The organism is Nocardioides sp. NPDC051685, from assembly GCF_044453405.1.
Classification (GTDB): Bacteria; Actinomycetota; Actinomycetes; order Propionibacteriales; family Nocardioidaceae; genus Nocardioides.
Genome location: NZ_JBITCR010000004.1, coordinates 272,849 through 289,785, shown reverse-complemented (window position 1 = coordinate 289,785; position 16,937 = coordinate 272,849). Strand labels below are relative to the sequence as shown.

The 16,937-nt window shown below is 69.6% G+C and carries 14 protein-coding genes; 9 read left to right on the top strand and 5 right to left on the bottom strand.

Annotated elements, in window-relative coordinates; all coding sequences use genetic code 11:
- Window positions 1-53: 53 nt before the first annotated feature.
- Window positions 54-1,415 carry an RDD family protein gene (locus tag ACIA03_RS14135; RefSeq protein WP_396983416.1) on the bottom strand — a complete coding sequence of 454 codons (1,362 nt, stop codon included), beginning with the start codon at window positions 1,413-1,415 and terminating at the stop codon, window positions 54-56.
- A gap of 115 nt (window positions 1,416-1,530) precedes the next feature.
- Between ACIA03_RS14135 and ACIA03_RS14130 the strand changes: the two genes are divergently transcribed.
- Together ACIA03_RS14130 and ACIA03_RS14125 are read left to right on the top strand one after the other, a co-directional pair.
- The gene (locus ACIA03_RS14130; RefSeq protein WP_396983414.1) at window positions 1,531-2,418 is read left to right on the top strand and encodes a fused MFS/spermidine synthase; all 888 of its coding nucleotides are present in this window, start codon (window positions 1,531-1,533) and stop codon (window positions 2,416-2,418) included.
- A 194-nt stretch (window positions 2,419-2,612) separates the two neighbouring features.
- Window positions 2,613-2,783: a hypothetical protein gene (locus ACIA03_RS14125; RefSeq protein WP_396983412.1), complete on the top strand. Its 171-nt coding sequence runs from the start codon at window positions 2,613-2,615 to the stop codon at window positions 2,781-2,783.
- Window positions 2,784-2,867: 84 nt separating this feature from the next.
- Here the strand turns inward: ACIA03_RS14125 and ACIA03_RS14120 are convergent, their stop codons facing one another.
- The gene (locus tag ACIA03_RS14120; RefSeq protein WP_396983410.1) at window positions 2,868-4,361 is read right to left on the bottom strand and encodes an amidohydrolase; all 1,494 of its coding nucleotides are present in this window, start codon (window positions 4,359-4,361) and stop codon (window positions 2,868-2,870) included.
- Window positions 4,362-4,404: 43 nt separating this feature from the next.
- Window positions 4,405-5,967: a helicase HerA-like domain-containing protein gene (locus ACIA03_RS14115; protein ID WP_396983408.1), complete on the bottom strand. Its 1,563-nt coding sequence runs from the start codon at window positions 5,965-5,967 to the stop codon at window positions 4,405-4,407.
- A gap of 49 nt (window positions 5,968-6,016) precedes the next feature.
- Between ACIA03_RS14115 and ACIA03_RS14110 the strand changes: the two genes are divergently transcribed.
- Window positions 6,017-6,310: a type II toxin-antitoxin system VapB family antitoxin gene (locus tag ACIA03_RS14110; RefSeq protein WP_141791334.1), complete on the top strand. Its 294-nt coding sequence runs from the start codon at window positions 6,017-6,019 to the stop codon at window positions 6,308-6,310.
- A 125-nt stretch (window positions 6,311-6,435) separates the two neighbouring features.
- Here the strand turns inward: ACIA03_RS14110 and ACIA03_RS14105 are convergent, their stop codons facing one another.
- A complete protein-coding gene (locus tag ACIA03_RS14105; RefSeq protein ID WP_396983876.1) occupies window positions 6,436-7,458 on the bottom strand; it encodes an aldose epimerase family protein in 1,023 nt (340 codons plus the stop codon).
- 137 nt (window positions 7,459-7,595) lie between these two features.
- Here ACIA03_RS14105 and ACIA03_RS14100 point away from each other — a divergent pair, with 137 nt between their 5' ends.
- Entirely contained in the window at window positions 7,596-10,838 is a 3,243-nt protein-coding gene (locus ACIA03_RS14100; RefSeq protein ID WP_396983405.1) for a family 43 glycosylhydrolase, read from the top strand.
- A gap of 71 nt (window positions 10,839-10,909) precedes the next feature.
- Window positions 10,910-11,425: a LytR C-terminal domain-containing protein gene (locus ACIA03_RS14095; RefSeq protein WP_396983403.1), complete on the top strand. Its 516-nt coding sequence runs from the start codon at window positions 10,910-10,912 to the stop codon at window positions 11,423-11,425.
- 3 nt (window positions 11,426-11,428) lie between these two features.
- Here the strand turns inward: ACIA03_RS14095 and ACIA03_RS14090 are convergent, their stop codons facing one another.
- Window positions 11,429-12,919, bottom strand: coding sequence for a potassium/proton antiporter (locus ACIA03_RS14090; protein WP_396983401.1), 1,491 nt, complete (start codon window positions 12,917-12,919; stop codon window positions 11,429-11,431).
- A 103-nt stretch (window positions 12,920-13,022) separates the two neighbouring features.
- Between ACIA03_RS14090 and ACIA03_RS14085 the strand changes: the two genes are divergently transcribed.
- The 4 genes from ACIA03_RS14085 to ACIA03_RS14070 all read left to right on the top strand — a co-directional run bounded on the left by ACIA03_RS14085 (window position 13,023) and on the right by ACIA03_RS14070 (window position 16,806).
- Window positions 13,023-14,147, top strand: a complete 1,125-nt coding sequence (locus ACIA03_RS14085; RefSeq protein ID WP_396983398.1) for an aminotransferase class I/II-fold pyridoxal phosphate-dependent enzyme — start codon at window positions 13,023-13,025, stop codon at window positions 14,145-14,147.
- 93 nt (window positions 14,148-14,240) lie between these two features.
- Complete coding sequence (locus ACIA03_RS14080) at window positions 14,241-14,603, top strand: hypothetical protein (protein WP_141791330.1); 363 nt, start codon at window positions 14,241-14,243, stop codon at window positions 14,601-14,603.
- Entirely contained in the window at window positions 14,600-15,481 is an 882-nt protein-coding gene (locus ACIA03_RS14075) for a hypothetical protein (protein ID WP_396983396.1), read from the top strand. Before ACIA03_RS14080 ends, ACIA03_RS14075 begins: the two co-directional genes overlap by 4 nt.
- Window positions 15,478-16,806, top strand: a complete 1,329-nt coding sequence (locus ACIA03_RS14070; protein WP_396983394.1) for a hypothetical protein — start codon at window positions 15,478-15,480, stop codon at window positions 16,804-16,806. The genes ACIA03_RS14075 and ACIA03_RS14070 overlap by 4 nt, the downstream gene beginning before the upstream one ends.
- Window positions 16,807-16,937: the final 131 nt, after the last annotated feature.

Sequence of the window (16,937 nt, the reverse complement as noted above, 5' to 3'; positions counted from 1 at the left end):
CTCGTCAACGTGTCTGAAAGACCATGCAGAAAGATCGTGCGCGCGGGCCGCGGTCACCCGCGGCGCACCAGAGCCGAGCGGTCACCGAACCGGATCATCGCGCCGACCGGGGCCAGCACCGGCTCCCAGGCCTTCAGCCGTCGGGTGGCACCCTCGTGGATCACCACGGTGCCGTTGGTCGAGCCTCGGTCGGTGACCTCGACACCGTCGCCGCTGGGACGCAGGGACATGTGGGTCTTCGAGACGGAGACGTCGATGATCGAGACGGTGCGCGCGCCCAGCGTGTTCTCCGTCAGAGCAGGGTCGCGACCGACCAGCACCAGGCCGGAGACCGGGATCCGCTCGCCGGAGTCGACCTTGAGCATGATGCCCCGCTCGCGCGCCTGCGCCGGAGGCTGCTGGCCGCCGGACGTGGGCAGCGGCGTGGGCGCCGGAGTGGGAGCAGGCGTGGGCGCCGGCGTGGGAGCCGGAGTGTGGTGCGGAGCCGGCTGCGGAGTCGGGTGCGGCGTGGGAGTCGGGGTCGGAGGCGGCGGGGGCACGACCTGGCCGTGGTTGGGCGGCACCGCCCGCGAGACCGGGATCGACGGGGTCACCGGCTTCGGTGCCACCGGTCCCGACGGCGGGGTCGCGAGCGAACCACCGGGAGAGGCACCGGGATCGTCCTGCCTCGCCTTCGGACGGGACACGCCGAGCACACCGGCGCTGACGCGACCGGCAGGGCGGTAGCTGCCGGCGTCGTGGTCGTTGGGGGTGCTGAGCGAGGGCAGCGACTTCCGCTCGGCGACGGGCGCGGCCGCGACAGTCTTCCGGGCGATGCGCATCCGCTTCTCGTCGTAGGGGTCGAGCCCCTCACGCACGTCGACCATCCAGATCTCGGCGACCTTGTCGTGCCAGCCGCGGCCCCGGTTCTCCTTGTCGAAGAGCGGGGAGGCGAGGAACGCGATCGGAGCAACCGGGATGATCCCGGAGCCCCACAGCACCAGGGCGCGCAGGAAGGCACGGCCGATTCCGGGCCGCTCGAGCGTCTTGACGTTGACCGAGCGGACTCCGGCGACGGCCTTGCCCAGCGTGACGCCGCGGCGGCCGTGGAAGACGATCTGGACGACGATGAAGATCAGGCTCAGCAGGATGGTCGCGCCGCCGGCGATCGCCGCCAGCATGAAGTCGGGGTGGCTGAGGAACCGGGCGAAGCCGAACTTGCCCTGGGCCAGCTTCAACAGCAGCGGGAGGGTGAAGACGAGATAGGGGACCTGCAGGAGCGCGTAGCAGACGATGTCGACGCCTGCCCCGAGCGCACGACGGCCCAGCGGAGCGTCCTTCAGCCCGAGCGAGGCGGCGTAGGCCGGGTCCGGCTTCCCGTCGGCGGTGAGACCCTCGATCCGGTCGTCATTTTCGGCGACCTCCCATATCTCCACCGCAAGAACTCCCTCACGCCCGATGTCCGAGTATTTTTCGGCGCTGAACCAACAACGCCAGAAGGCTACCGGAATGTCCCGGCTCGGGCGCGATGGTGTCTGGCAGGATCGACGTATGTCAACACCCTCCGGGCCATCCGGGAGCCTCGAGCGCATCGACTTCTCGGACGGCAGCACCGCCGATCTCGTACGCAAGGAGGATGGCTGGGCCATCCAGATCGGCGGCGTCGCGCAGTCCCACCTCGGGGAGGACCCGGCGCAGCCGCCCAAGCTCGCCTCGATCCGGTGGATGCTGGCTGCGCTCGGGGATCAGGCACCACGCACGGCCGCCCATCTGGGTGGCGCGTTGCTCGCGCTCCCCCGTGCCGTCGCCCACCGGTGGCCCACGGCCGCGCAGACGGTCGTCGAGCTCGAACCGGCCCTGGTCGAGCTCACCCGGTCACGGTTCCCGCTCCCCGACGGGATCACCATGGAGACCGCCGAGGCACGCTCGTGGCTCGAGGCTCACCCGGGCTCGGAGCACGACGTCATCGTCATCGACATCTTCGTCGGCAACCGGATCCCGCCGGCGTTCACCTCGCTGGAGTGCATGACTGCGGCGCGAAGTGCGCTGCGCGAGGGTGGCCGGCTGGTGCTGAACTCCGTCGCCGGCCCCGAGCTGCTCTTCACTCGTCGCGAGCTCGCCACGTTGCGTACGGTCTTCGAGCATGTCGCGATGATCGTGCAGGGGTCGGCGCTCGCGGGCGCGAGGTTCGGCAACGCGACCCTGATCGCCTCGGCGTCCCCGATCGACCACGAGGTGATCCGCTCGGCCCTCGCCGGTGACCCCTCGAAGGGCGCGCTGGTCACCGATCTCGACCCGATCATCGACGGAGCCGATCCGATCAGCGATGCAGACCAGCTCTGGTCCCCGGAGCCGAACCTGCCCGACGCGAGCGCCGCGCTGCGGCTCCTCGAGCAGGCTCGCCACGCGGTCGACTCGCTCAGATCAGCCTCCGACTGACCCTCCGTCCCCTTTGTCTAGCGAGATTCGGCCCTATCGCTCGGCAGATTCCCGGACAGGCATCGACAGCCATTTCTTTTACCGAAACCGACTTGTAACGTTCAAACAACCTGCTCGCGACGTGCGGGCGGGATGCTTGATTCGCAGGACAAACCCACGATGCACACCATCTATCCGTTGTAGGGGGGACCTCGATGGAAACACTCACCGCGACCCAGCCTGAGGCGAACAGCGCCGCGAAGCAGCGCAGCCTCAAGTTCCGGCACGCCAGTGCCCTGACGAAACTCATGGACGAGCGCCAGGACCTGCGCGGTGTTCACGTGTTCGCCGACTTCGTCGACGACTCGGTGCGCTGGTCAGCGTGACCAACGTCTGATTGAGGGGATCCACGATCCCGTAGCGCAAGGCCCGGCCGACGATGGCCGGGCCTTCGCCATTTCCCGGATCTCCTACTCGCTGCGGTGGACGATCCGCCCGCCGACGGTGGTCAGCACGACCCCGCCGTGGGCGATCGCGGCCAGGTCTCCGACCGACGCCCGCAGCGGGTCGACGTCGAGCACGGCCAGGTCGCCGCGAGATCCGGGAGCGACCGTGGGCTGACCGTCCACCGAGGCCGCCAACGCCTCCTGGGCGGTGAGCGCCTGCTCCGGATGCCACGGCTCCTTGCCGTCACGCGAGCGACCGACGGCCGCCGCGATGGCCAGCCACGGGTCGAGCGGCGCGACCGGGGCGTCTGACCCGAGCGCCACACGTACGCCCTCGTCGAGCATCCAGCGGGTCGCGAAGCAGCGGTCCTCCCGCCCCGGCCAGACATCCTCGGTCATCTCCCGGTCGTCGAGGATGTGCGCCGGCTGCACGGAGGCGGTGATCCCGAGGCGGGCCATCAGCGGCAGGTCCTCGTGACGTACGAGCTGGGCGTGCTCGATGCTTCCGCGCGCACCCGTCGCCGCGTACGCCGCCAGTGCCTCCGACACCGCCCGGTCACCGATCGCGTGCGTGGCGACCTCGAGGCCGGCCGCGTGGGCCTTGGCCAGGAGTCCCTGAAGCTCGTCCGGTGACTGGTTCGGCGCTCCGCAGCTGTCGGGGTCGTCGGCGTACGGATCGCAGCACCACGCCGTCCGGGTGCCGAGCGAGCCGTCGCTGATGATCTTGAGCGGCCCCATCGTCAGCCGGTCGTCGCCGTCGATCAGCGCGTCGCCGGTGCGGAGACCGGACGCGATCGCCTCGTCCAGCTGGTCGGCGTACGTCGCCACCCGGATCCGGACGAGGTCGCAGCCGTAGGCCCAACGCCACCGCCAGTCCTCGAGCCGGACGCCGACCTCGAAGTCGGTCATCCCGACCACCCCGAGCGCGGCGGTCCGGGTCAGCATCCGACGGTAGGCCGCCGGCGTGCTCCCACTCGCCTCGAAGAGCTCCGCGACCCGCGGATACGTCTCGTACCACTCCGTCTCCTGCACCATGTCCTCACGGCGCGGCAGCCCCACGGCGTCGAGCGCGGCGGTGTTCAGCCAGGCGTGGTGGAAGTCGTGGTTGACCAGGATCGCGGGCGTGCCTCCGGTGACGGAGTCGAGCTCGGAGACGGTGCCCCAGCGGTCCCAGGTGCCGGCCGAGTGGCCCATCCCGACGATCGCCTCACCCGGCTGGACCTCCCGTGCGGCCGCGGCGACCCGAGCCAGCGCCTCGGCGGGCGAACGGGTGCCGTGCAGGTCCAGCCTGCTGGCCCGCAGCGTCCACTGGCCGAGGTGAGTGTGGGCGTCCCACAGCCCCGGCACGAGCCAGCGGCCACCGGCGTCGTACGCCTCGACACCATCCGGTCGCGACAGGCCTTCTCCGACCGCCGACACGACACCGTCGGCGACGAGAACGTCAACCACCCCGGCGGGCACGTTCGCCCGAGGTGAGAGCGGAACGATGCGTACGTTCCGGAGGAGAAGGTCGGGCATGAGCAGACGATAAGGATTCCGCCCATGCCCGAGCCAATCAGCATCACCGGCGCTTGAAGAGTCCCCGGACGAGCTCCCTGGCGGCGGTGCGTGCGGCCTGCTTGAAGGCGGTCGACTTCACCACGGTCTCGATCATCGAGTCGTCGTCGTCACGCGACCGGGGCCGCGAGCCGGAGGGCTTCTTCACGGCGGTCTTCTGAGCTGTCTTCTGGGCGGCCTTCTCCTCGGCCTCGGCCTTCTGGGCGGCCGCTGCCGCGTCCGACTTGGCCTTGATCTGGTCGACGGCGGACTCGACCTCGACGGTCGTCGAGTACTTCGCCGCCAGCGGCGATGCCGCGACCGCGGCCGTCATCGCCGCCGCCTCGGCCGGGCCCATCAGCGACTCGGGTGCCCGCAGCCGGGTCCAGGCGACCGGCGTCGGCGCGCCCCGCTCGTTCATGACGGTCACGATCGCCTCGCCGATCCCGAGCGTCTGGATGACGGCGCCGAGATCGTCGTAGGAGGAGGTCGGGTAGGTGTTGACGCTCGCCTTGAGCGCCTTGGCGTCGTTGGGCGTCGCGACCCGCAGCTGGTGCTGGATGCGCGAGCCGAGCTGACCCAGCACGTCGTCGGGCACGTCGGTCGGCTTCTGGGTGACGAAGAAGACCCCGACCCCCTTGGAGCGGATCAGCCGGACGGTGTTGGTGATCTGGTCGAGGAACGCGTCGGAGGCGTCGTTGAAGAGCAGGTGCGCCTCGTCGAAGAAGAAGACCAGCTTCGGCTTGTCGAGGTCGCCGACCTCGGGCAGCGCCCGGAAGAGCTCGGCGAGCAGCCACATCAGGAAGGTCGAGAAGAGCGCCGGCCGGTCCTGCAGGTTGGGCAGCTCGAGCAGCGAGATGATCCCGGCATCGCCGTCGTTGCGTACGAAATCGGTGACGGCGAAGGCCGGCTCACCGAAGAACTCGTCCGCGCCCTGGTCGGCAAAGGCGATGAGCGTACGCAGGATCACCCCCGTCGTCGCGGACGACAGGCCGCCCAGGCCCTTGAGATCGGCCTTGCCCTCGTCGGAGACCAGCCACTGCAGCACCGCCCGCAGGTCGTCGAGCCCGACCAGCTTCAGACCGGCCTTCTCGGCGTAGTGGAAGACGAGCCCGAGCGAGGACTCCTGGGTCTCGTTGAGGTCCAGGACCTTGGAGAGGAGCGTCGGGCCGAAGGCGTCGACCGTGACCCGGACCGGGATGCCGGTGCCCTCGCCACCGAGCGCGAAGTATTCGACCGGGAACCCGCGCGCCTGCCAGGTCTGCCCGACGGAGGCCGTCCGTGCGGTCAGCTTCTCGCTCGACTCGCCCGGCGCGGACAGACCGGAGAGGTCGCCCTTGATGTCGGCAGCGAACACCGGGACCCCGGCCGCGGAGAGCTGCTCGGCCAGCAGCTGCAGGGTCTTCGTCTTTCCCGTGCCGGTCGCGCCGGCGACCAGCCCATGCCTGTTCAGCATCCCCAGAGGAATGCGAATCGGCGTCTCCAACAAAGTCTCAGCGTCCGCCATGAGGCCCCCGAGCTCGAGGGCCGAACCCTCGAATTGGTAGCCGGGCCCGACCGCTTCTGAGAGAGCAGCAGCATCCGTCATGGGCTGACTCTATGTTGGGATTTGGTCGGGGGGCGATACAGTCACGAGGGTGATCTTCAAGCGTGTCGGCGATTCTCGCCCCTACCCTGACCATGGTCTGACGACCAAGGGGTGGGCCGCGCTGCCTCCTCGGACGGTACGTCTCGACGAGCTGGTGACCACCAAGGACACCCTCCAGCTGGTGGCTCTGCTCAACGAGGACTCCACCTTCTTCGGCGACCTCTTCGCCCATGTCGTGGAGTGGAACGGCGATCTCTACCTCGAGGACGGGCTCCACCGGGCGCTCCGCGCGGCGCTGCAGCAGCGCAACGTGCTCCACGCCCGCGTGCACAGCCTCGGCTAGGAGATCGCGATCTCTCAGGCGGCGCCCCGGTGCCGGCCCGGAGGACCAGTACTTCCTCGGATCGCCAAGGTCGAAGTCTGCAGTCACCGGGCGACCACAAACTTCGACCTTGCGACGTGGATGCCTCACGGGAGCGACGAGAAGCTCCACCCCATCCGGTTGCGGTAGATCTCCCCGGGGCGGAGAACAGCGGACGGCCAGTCGGCGTCGCTGCCTACGCCGACAGGTCCACGGTTCGGGGTGTCCGGGGCGAGCTGGGGCTCGAGACAGAGGCCGTCGCCCTGGCGAAGCAGGCGACCGGTGCGGTCGAGGGCGGTGCCGGCGAGGAAGTTGCCGGTGTAGACCTGCACTCCCGGCTGATCGGACCACAGTTCCAGCCGGGTCCGGGTGGCCGGACCGTCGAGGACAGCGACCCGGCGCCACCCGGAGCCGTCGAGGACGAAGTTGTGGTCGATCCCGCGAGCGTCGCGGACCTGAGGATCAGCGGCGCGGATCGGGTCTCCGAGCCGAGTCGGCGTCCGCAGGTCGAAGGGGGTGCCGGCGACGGCGGCGTGGCCCCCGATCGGGATCGAGTCGGCACCAACCGGGGTGTAGCGGGAGGCGTCGATCTGCAGCAGGTGATCATCGATCGTCCCGGCGCCATGCAGGTTGAAGTAGGCATGGCTGGTCAGGTTGACAATCGTCGGCGAGGTCGTGGTGGCCGTGATGTCGAGGCGTACGTCATCGCCTACGACCCGATAGGTCGCCCAGACGGTGAGCTCACCTGGATAGCCCGCATCACCGTCGGGACTGACCAGCTCGAAGGTGACCTCCTCCGCGGACTCCTCGATGACCGCCCAGGTGCGGACGTGGAACCCGTCGGGACCGCCGTGCAGGTGGTGCCCGCGGTCGTTGGCGGGGAGGTCATGCTCGACGCCGTCGAGGACGAAACGACCGTGCTCGATCCGGTTCGCGTAACGGCCGACGATGCTGCCGACGTAGTCGGTCGATGTGCGCACCGCGTCGCCGTCGGGCAACCCCAGCACCACGTCACGGCGTACACCGTCACCGCAGGTCACGAGCAACCGCTGGACGGTCGCCCCTACCGGGAGCAGGTGCAGCTCCGGCCCCGGGGCCCGGCCGATGACCACCACGTCAGCGGGTTTCATCACGTTCTCTCTCCTGATCATCTGAGGTGCTTTCACGGGTTCTGCTCCGAGGTGTCATCGGCAGTCCGCGACCCAGGGTTGACGCCACAAGTGGCGCCCATCACACTGCCATGTTAGCGCTAACACATGGAGGAACGATGCCTCATTCGCCAACGGCCTTGCGCCGTCTCCCCGCCCTGTTGACCCTGACTCTGGTCAGCGGCCTGCTCCTGGCCTACCCAGCCACGGCCGCCGCGACCACAGCCCCGGACGGCGGCACCGCCATCCGCACCTTCATCGCGGCTGACGACAGCGACCAGACCAAGACCGACGAGGACGCCGCAGCAATCGAGCTCGTGCACCCCGACGACGTACGGGGCAGCCTCACCCTTCCGACGACCGGCACCAATGGCTCCACCATCAGCTGGGTCAGCAGCAACCCCGCGGTCGTCGCCAACGACGGCGTCGTGAACCGCCCGGCACACGGCGCGGGCGACATCACCGTGACGCTCACAGCCACCGCGACCATCGGCTCCGCCACGGCCGCCCGTGAGATCGAACTGACCGTGCGCGAAGCGCCTGCGGCAGCTGCGTACGCGGGCTACGCCTTCAGCTACTTCACCGGTAACTCGATCGAGGGCGAGAAGATCTACTTCGCCGCGAGCCGCGGCAACGACGCGCTGACCTGGGACGAGCTCGACAACGGCGAGCCGGTGCTCCAGTCCTCGATGGGCGAGATGGGCCTACGCGACCCGTTCCTGATCCGCTCCCCCGAAGGTGACCGGTTCTACCTCATCGCCACCGACCTCTCGATCGGCCGCAACGGCAACTGGGACCGCGCACAGCGCACCGGTTCGCGCTACCTCGAGGTCTGGGAGTCGACAGACCTGAAGAACTGGTCCGAGCAGCGACACGTGCTCGTCTCTCCCGAGACCGCCGGCAACACCTGGGCGCCGGAGGCCTACTGGGACGACGACCTGCAGCAGTTCGTCGTCTTCTGGGCCTCGAAGCTGTACGCCGAGGACGACCCGGACCACACCGGCAACACCTACAACCGGATGCTCTACGCGACCACCCGCGACTTCGTCACCTTCAGCGAGGCGAAGATCTGGCAGGACATCGGCGCCTCGCGGATCGACTCAACCGTCATCCGCGAAGGCGAGACGTACTACCGCTTCACCAAGGACGAGGGCGCCGGCACGACCGGTTGCTCCGACATCATCCAGGAGAAGAACGACAAGCTGACCGAGCCCGATCTCGTCGACAGCAAGGCATGGGCCTACCAAGCCGGCTGCATCGGCAAGAACGCCGGCACCTCCGCCGTCGAGGGACCGTCGATCTTCAAGGCCAACGAGGGCGACGACTCCGGCAGCAACTACTACCTCTTCGTCGACGAGTACGGCGGCCGCGGCTACATCCCGCTCGGCACCGACGACCTGGAGAATCCCGACTGGCAGGTGGCCGGCAGCTATGACCTACCCGCCAGCCCGCGCCACGGCACGGTCATCCCGGTCACCCTGGCAGAGCTCGACAGCCTGCGCGAGGGCATCGTCGTGCCCGAGGAGGCGACGCCGGTCGAGGCCGACGAGAACGGTCTGGTCGCGCACTACGCGCTTGATGAAACCACTGGCACCACGGCCGCCGACTCCTCGGGCCACGGGTACGACGGCACCATCTCCGGCGACACGGCTTGGGCTGACGGCGGCCTGACTCTTGGTGGCACCAACGGTCACGTGAAGCTCCCTGACAACATGATGGCCGGGCTCGACGCGATCAGCGTGTCGACGGAGGTCTGGGTCGACACGACCCAGGCGACGCCGTACTTCATCTGGGGCCTGGGCAACACCGGCAGCGGCGGCGTCGGCAACGGCTACCTGTTCACCACCGGCAACAGCACATACCGGTCCTCGATCGCGACGGGCAACTGGTCCACGGAGCAGACCGCAACGAGCGGGACCGCGCTCGCCCGAGGCGCCTGGAAGACGCTCACCTACACACTGCAGGACGGCACCGCGACGCTCTACCTCGACGGCGTACGGGTCGGGGAGAAGACCGGTGTCACCATCAAGCCCGGCGACATCGGCGAGGGCCGGACCACCGCCAACTACATCGGCCGCTCGGTCTATACGAGCGACAAGTACCTCAAGGGCAAGGTGCGGGACTTCCAGATCTACAACCGGGCTCTGACCAGCGACGAGGTGCGCAACCTGGCTGCCGACCCGTCCGCGATCCTCGGCGTCGAGCTCGACGCTCTCAAGGTTCCGGCCGTCATCGACAGCACCTCGTCGACGGTGACGCTGCCGGTCGAGCCCGGCACGGACCTGACCGACCTCGACCCGGCGTACGACATCAAGGAAGGCTCGACGCTGGACACCGAAGGACCGGCTGACTACTCCTCGCCGCGCACCCTCACCGTCACCACTCCAGACGGAGCGACGCGGGAGTGGACGGTGCGCGCGGTCGAGATGAAATCGCCGGTCTTGGCGGGCCTCTACGCGGACCCGAACATCGCGGTCTTCAACGGCACCTACTACATCTACGCCACGACCGACGGCGTGGCCGGCTGGGGCGGCAAGGACTTCTACGTCTGGAAGTCCACGAACCTCGTCGACTGGGAGCGCTCGGAGAAGCCATTCCTGACCCTCGACGGCAAGAACGGCAACGTGCCATGGGCATCGGGCAACGCGTGGGCGCCGACGATCATCAAGCGCGGCCGGAAGTACTACTTCTACTTCTCCGGCCACAACCCGACCTACAACCGCAAGACGATCGGCGTCGCCGTCGCCGACAGCCCCGAGGGCCCGTTCACGGCCCAGCCAGAGGCGATGATTCTCAACAACGAGGCGGTCACCTCGGGTCAGGCGATCGACCCCGCGGCGTTCCGGGACCCGGCCACCGGCAAGTTCTACCTGTTCTGGGGCAACGGCTCGCCCGTCTACGCCGAACTGTCCGACGACATGTTGTCGATCAAGGAGGACACGCTCACGGCGATCAGCGGGCTGACGAGCTTCCGCGAGGGCTCGTTCGTCAACTACCGCCGCGGTACCTACCACCTGACGTACTCGATCGATGACACCGGTTCGCCGGACTACCGGGTCGGGTACGCCACCGCCACAAGCATCGACGGCCCGTGGACCTACCACGGCGTCATCCTGCAGAAGGACGCCTCGCAGGGCATCCTCGGCACCGGTCACAGCTCGATCGTCGAGGTCCCCGGCACCGACGAGTGGTACATCGCCTACCACCGCTTCGGCATGCCCGATGGCAACGGGACCCACAGGGAGACCACCATCGACAAGCTGACCTTCAGCAAGGACGGGCTGATGCAGGTCGTCACCCCGACCCTCACCAGCGTCAACCCGCTGACGAGGCGTCGCGAGTCGGCGCACCCCTCCGACTGATCGTCCGTACACCGTCCAGCCCGCCGTCCGGCCACGCCTCATCGGGCCGGACGGCGGGTAGGCTCGGCGGCATGCTCGATTCGGCCCTCACGGGACTCCGTACGTTCATCATCCTCGCCGTCCTCGCGGCCGCGGTCGCTCTGGCCGGCGCCTGGGGATGGAAGGCGATGACCGCACCCTTCCCGCAGAAGGTGGATGTCGGGCCGTGCGTGGACACCCCGGTCAAGAAGGGCTCCGAGGTCTACCCGTCGCAGGTGGTCGTGACCGTGCTCAACGCGAGCACCCGGGCCGGTCTCGCCACCCGGGCGATGACGGACCTCGTCGATGAGGGCTTCGTCAAGGGTCGGACCGGCAACGCTCCGAGCGGCACCAAACTGAAGACCGTCGAGGTGTGGACGCCCGACAAGAACGCCCCCTCCGCCGCGCTCGTCGCGAGCTGGCTCGGCGACGCGAAGATCGTCGAGAAGAAGTCCGACATCCCCGGCATCGTGGTCATCACCGGTGAGCGCTTCCCGGAGGTCACCGGCGGCGACAAGACCGTCACGGCCAAGGCCGACGGCACCATCTGCAGCCCGCCGGTGGAGTAGCCGTCAAGGCAGCCAGCCCGCCAGCCGGCCCTTTCGGCTGATCAGCTCGAGGCGCCGTTCGGCCCGCTCACGCTGGTGGCGGGGCACGACGACGAGGACGACGTCGCGAGCGCGAAGGACGGTCGTGCCTTCCGGGACCAGGGTCTGTCCGTCGCGGATGAGCAGCGACACCGACGATCCCGCGGGCAGCCGCAGCTCGCCGACCTCGACACCGTGCAGGCGTGACTCGCGCGGGATCCGGAGCTGGATGAGGTCCGCCGCGATCTGCTCCAGCGGCGCGACGTCGAGATCCAGGGAACGCGGGTCGTTCGGGCGGGCGACCCCGAGGACCCGAGCGGCCCACGGCAGTGTCGGACCGGTCAGCAACGTATAGACGACGACCATCACGAAGACCAGGTCGAAGAGCTGCTCGGCGCCGTCGACGCCCTCGGCCAAGGGGATGGTGGTGAGCACGATCGGGACGGCGCCGCGGAGCCCGGCCCAGGAGACGAACGCCGTCTCACGCCACGTCATCCGGGAGACCACCGTGCTGACCAGCACGGACGCCGGCCGGGCGAGAAAGGTCAGGATCAGCCCGGCCGCCAGCGCGAGGCCGATCGTCTGGAGGTCGATACGCCCCGGCGACAGCAGCAGCCCGAGCATCACGAAGAGCCCGATCTGGGCCAGCCAGGCGACGCCCTCGGCGAAGGACCTGGTCGCGCCGCGGTGGGGCAGGTCGGCGTTGCCGAGCACGAGGGCGGCCACGTAGATCGCCGCGAAGCCGGATCCGTGCAGCCATGCCGATCCGCCGTAGGCCAGGAACGCCAGCGTCATCACGGCCAGCGGGTAGAGACCGGCGGAGGGCAGGGCGGCTCTCCGCATCAGCCATGCGCCGCCGAAACCGGCGAGCAGGCCGACCACGATGCCCAGCAGCAGCTCACCGATCACGATCCCGGCCACGGCAACCGGAGGATTCTCGCCGATCGCACCGCTCGCGATGAGCGTCACGATCACCACGGTCGGGGCGTCGTTGAGCCCCGACTCCGACTCGAGGACACCGGTCAGCCTCTTGGGCAGCGGCACCACCCGCAGCACCGAGAACACCGCGGCCGCATCGGTCGGCGAGGTCACCGCTCCCAGCAGGAACGCCAGCTGCCACGAGAGCCCCAGCAGGTAGTGCGCCCCCACCGCGACGACCCCGATCGAGACCACCACGCCGACCGTGGCCAGCGTCAGGCCGAGGCCGAAAGCGGGACGTACGTCCTTCCACGACGTCGTCAGACCACCTTCGGCCAGGATCAGCGCCAGTGCCCCGAAGCCGAGTGCGTGCGCGAGCGCGGCGTCGTCGAACCGGATCCCGAGCACCGACTCGCCCAGCAGGACGCCCATCAACAGGTAGATGAGCAGCGACGGCAGCCCGGCCTTCGTCGACATCCGCACCGCGAGGATCGCCAGGAGCGTGACCAGGGAGCCGACCAGCACGAACAGGTCGAACTGGTGGACGTCGAAACTCATGTGCGTCGGGCCCCCCTCCGACCTCTGGACCTGCATCCTAATGTTTGCCTCTATGGACCGCCTGACTGTTGCCCAACGCGCGAATGTGCCTCCCTTTCACGTGATGGACATGCTCGAGCGGGCAGCACAGCGGCAGCGGACGTACGGCGATCTCATCTCGCTCACCTCGGGGCAGCCGTCCACCGGGGCGCCGCAGGCGGTCACCGCCGAGGCGGTGCGGCTGCTGCAGAGCGGTGACCCGCTGGGCTATACGCCGGCGACCGGCATCCTCGAGCTGCGGCAGGCGATCGCGGGGCATCACCGCGCTTGGCACGGGATCGAGGTCTCCCCCGAGGACGTGATCGTCACGACCGGCGCCAGTGGCGGATTCCTGGCCAGCTTCCTGGCCGCCTTCGATGTCGGGGACCGGGTGGCGATGGCTCGGCCGTCGTACCCCTGCTACCGCAACGTGCTCGCGGCTCTCGGGTGCGAGGTCGTGGAGATCCCGACCGGTGCCGCCGAGCGGTTCCAGCCGACCGTGGAGCAGGTGCGGGATCTGCATGAGCGCGTCGGGCTGAAGGGTCTCGTGGTGGCCAGCCCGGCCAACCCGACCGGGACGATGCTGCTGCCCGAGGAGCTGGCGGCGCTGGCGCGCTACTGCGAGGAGGCCGGGATCCAGCTGATCTCGGACGAGATCTACCACGGACTGACCTATGGCGGGGACGGTAGCCGCGGGCGCAGCGCCTGGGAGACCTCCCGTGATGCCGTCGTGTTCGGCTCGTTCTCGAAGTACTTCTCGATGACCGGGTGGCGCATCGGCTGGCTGCTCGCACCGGCCCATCTGCGTCGCGCGATCGACGTCCTGGTCGGCAACTTCACGATCTGCCCGCCGGCCCTCGCTCAGCATGCCGCGGTGGCGGCGTTCACCCCGGACGCCTATGCCGAGCTCGACGGTCACGTGACGCGCTACGCCACCAACCGCGGCGTGCTCCTGGACGGTCTGCGCTCGCTCGGCATCACCGAGATGGCCCCGGCTGACGGCGCGTTCTACGTCTACGCCGACGTCAGCCGCTGGACCGACGACACCATGGTCTGGTGCCATCAGGTCCTCGACCTCACGGGCGTCGCGATGGCCCCCGGGGTCGACTTCGACCCGGTCGACGGGCACCGCTTCGTACGCCTCTCCTTCGCCGGTTCGGCCGCCGAGATCGAGCAGGGCCTCGACCGTCTCGCCACCGTGCTTCGCTAGCCGTCTTGGCTGAATTTGAGAAAGTTCACGATTTTACGTTTAGAAACTCTCCGGCGGGGTAGGACCATCCCAGAGACCTGTCCGAGGAGGGATATGTACGGCGACAGCGACGTGATCCGTCGTCGGGTGAACCGTCTGCGTGAGCAGGCGGATGACATCCGCGCGAGTGCCGACAAGCTGGTGAGCCAGGCCGAGGCGGTGCCCTGGCACGGGCGGGCGGCCGAGTCCCTCCGTGGACGGATGAAGGAGCGAGCCACCGCGCTGCGGAGCGCGGCCGAGCAGCACGATCGCGCGTCCGACGCGCTGGCCAAGCATCTCAAGCAGGTCGACCTGCTCAAGGAGCAGATCGCCGAGGTCGAGGCTCGCGCCGAGGCGCTGACCATCGATGGCAAGCTCGACGGATTCGAGGCCCCTGAGCCGGGCCACAAGGACTGGCTGGAGGTCACGCTCCGATGACCACGATCGACCTGGGACCCGCTCCGGCGGCGCCGACCGAGCCGTGGGCGGGAGTGCCCCGCCGCGTCGGACTGACCCTTCCCGAGCTCACCCATGCCTGCGAGACCATCGGGGCGCCGCTCCCGTTCGAGGTCGCGACCCACCGCGAGGAGGGGCTCGACGCCCGGCTGGGGCAGACGCGCTCGGCAGCCGAGGCCGAGGCCCTGACTCGCGCGGTCGCGGGCTTCGGTGAGGGCAGCGCCTCGTTGCAGCGGCGCGATCTCCTCTCCGCCGACGGCACGCTCGACGCCGGCATCGCCGGTGCCCTCGGGCTCCTGGCGACCCCGGAGGTGGTCATCGACCTCGACGTCGTCGTCGACGGCCGCCGTGGCCGCGCCTGGCACCGGCAGAAGGGCGAGGCGGCCGCCTCGCTCGCCACCGTGGACGGCCTCGTCTTCGAGCTCTCCTGGTATCCCTCCGCGGCGTGGGCGAGCGAGCTCGGACGCACCGCCACGCTGCCGAGCGACACCGCCCGGCTGACCTCGGCGGTGCCCGAGCAGCTCGAGGTCCCGTTCGCGACCGCCGACGCCGTCTTCGAGGCGCTGCGCACCGGACGCGGCGACCTGGTTCCGGTGCTGACCGCGGGCGACGTGGTCGTCTCGAGCGCCCTCGAGGCGCTGTCCACCGAGGCCCACGGCCGCCTGCGCGCCGTCGTCGCGACCACGGCCGATCCGGAGAACCCGCTGATCGGCACGGTCTCCTGGACGCTGGTCAACGACGGCTGGCGTTCGATGCGTACGGTGTCGCTCGATGGCGAGCTGACACTGCTGATCACCAGCGTGGAGCCGTCCGAGCTCGCCGCAGACCTTGCCCCTGTTCTCGCGGAGGTGGCCCGATGAACTCTTCGTCCAACGACCCGATCAACCGACTGGGACCGGTCCCGGGTGGCGCCCCCGACCCGGTGACACCTCCTGCCGGGCGGGAGGACAAGTACGAGCAGATCCTCGGGCTGGCCGGCTCCATCGGCGACACCGGGGCGCAGCTGCGCGAGTGGGCCGAGCTCGGGGCTGCGATCCTGAACGACGACGACGTCACCTCCTCCGCCGAGCTCTCCGCCAAGACGTGGGAGCCGGCCGAGGACGAGATCCGCGCCGCGACCTCCGAGAAGGGTGGTGTCCTCGGCCTCGGTCAGGCGCTCGACGCCGACGCCGTCTCGGTGCGCGCGACGGTGCAGACCTACCGCTGGATCGACGAGCTCCAGGCGGCGGCCCGCCGCTCGCTGGGCACGATCGCGGCCAACGCGCTCGACTACCTCGCCCCCGAGGTCGAGCTCGGCGGGTCGCTGCTGTCCGCCGGCCTGATCGAGACCGACGCGCTCGACCGTGAGGGCGTCACCGCCTATCTCGGCGAGCTCGCCCAGGGTCATCCCGAGCTGATGGACCACATCGCCACCGGCGGCGGGCTGCTCGAGTCGCTCGAGCTGCGCTCGCTGCTCACCGCCGACTTCCCCCGCGGCGCCGACGCCGCGGCAGCCACCGCGGGTGCCCTGCGGGCCGCCGGCATCGACACGTTCGCGAGCGACGCCGGCCACGCACTGCGTGACGTCGGCGGGGCGCTGGCCTCCACCGAGGAGGACACCGCGAGCAGCGACGTCACCGCGGCCACCCCGGCCACCATCGAGGAGCTGATCCGGACCCTCGAGTCCGTCGAGACCGCTGTCGCCGTCCAGGAGACGGCGCCCGGCCGCTACATCGCCTACCTCCCCGGCCCCTACGCCGGCAACCGGCGTCTGCGGCTCGTCTCCGGTGACCTCTCCGACTACATCGCCACCGCGGCCCGGACCATCGAGGAGGCGGTCGAAGCCGGCTCGCACGTGATGCTCGTCGGCGCCGCGGCGGGGGGCACCGCAGCGGCCGCGATCGCGGCGGCGGCCGGGGCTGCGTACGTCGTGGACCAGGTGGTCACCGTGGGTGCTCCGGGCGCGGCAGCGCCGCGGGTTCCGGAGACCACCCGGGTGCTGTCGCTGGAGGACCGCTCCGACCCGGTGGCCCTCCTCGGCGGCCTCATCAACGCCGGTGTGGGACACCGGTTCACGGTCGTCTACGACGGCACCGCGGCGGAGGAGAGCCACTACATCGCCGGTGGAAGGGCCGCGGACAACGCCGGCCACGAGGAGCTTCGTGACGAGATCGGGCGGATCCGCAGTCTCGGATACCTCGGCTGAACGCCGCGGGCTTGCCTCGACGAGGTGAGTCGATACGGTGTAGGTCGCCTTCCGCGCCATCCCCGGCGAGCCGGTGCACGGTCACCGGCCCGTCGACTGCGGCGGGCTCTCTGACGCCTACCCTGATCGGT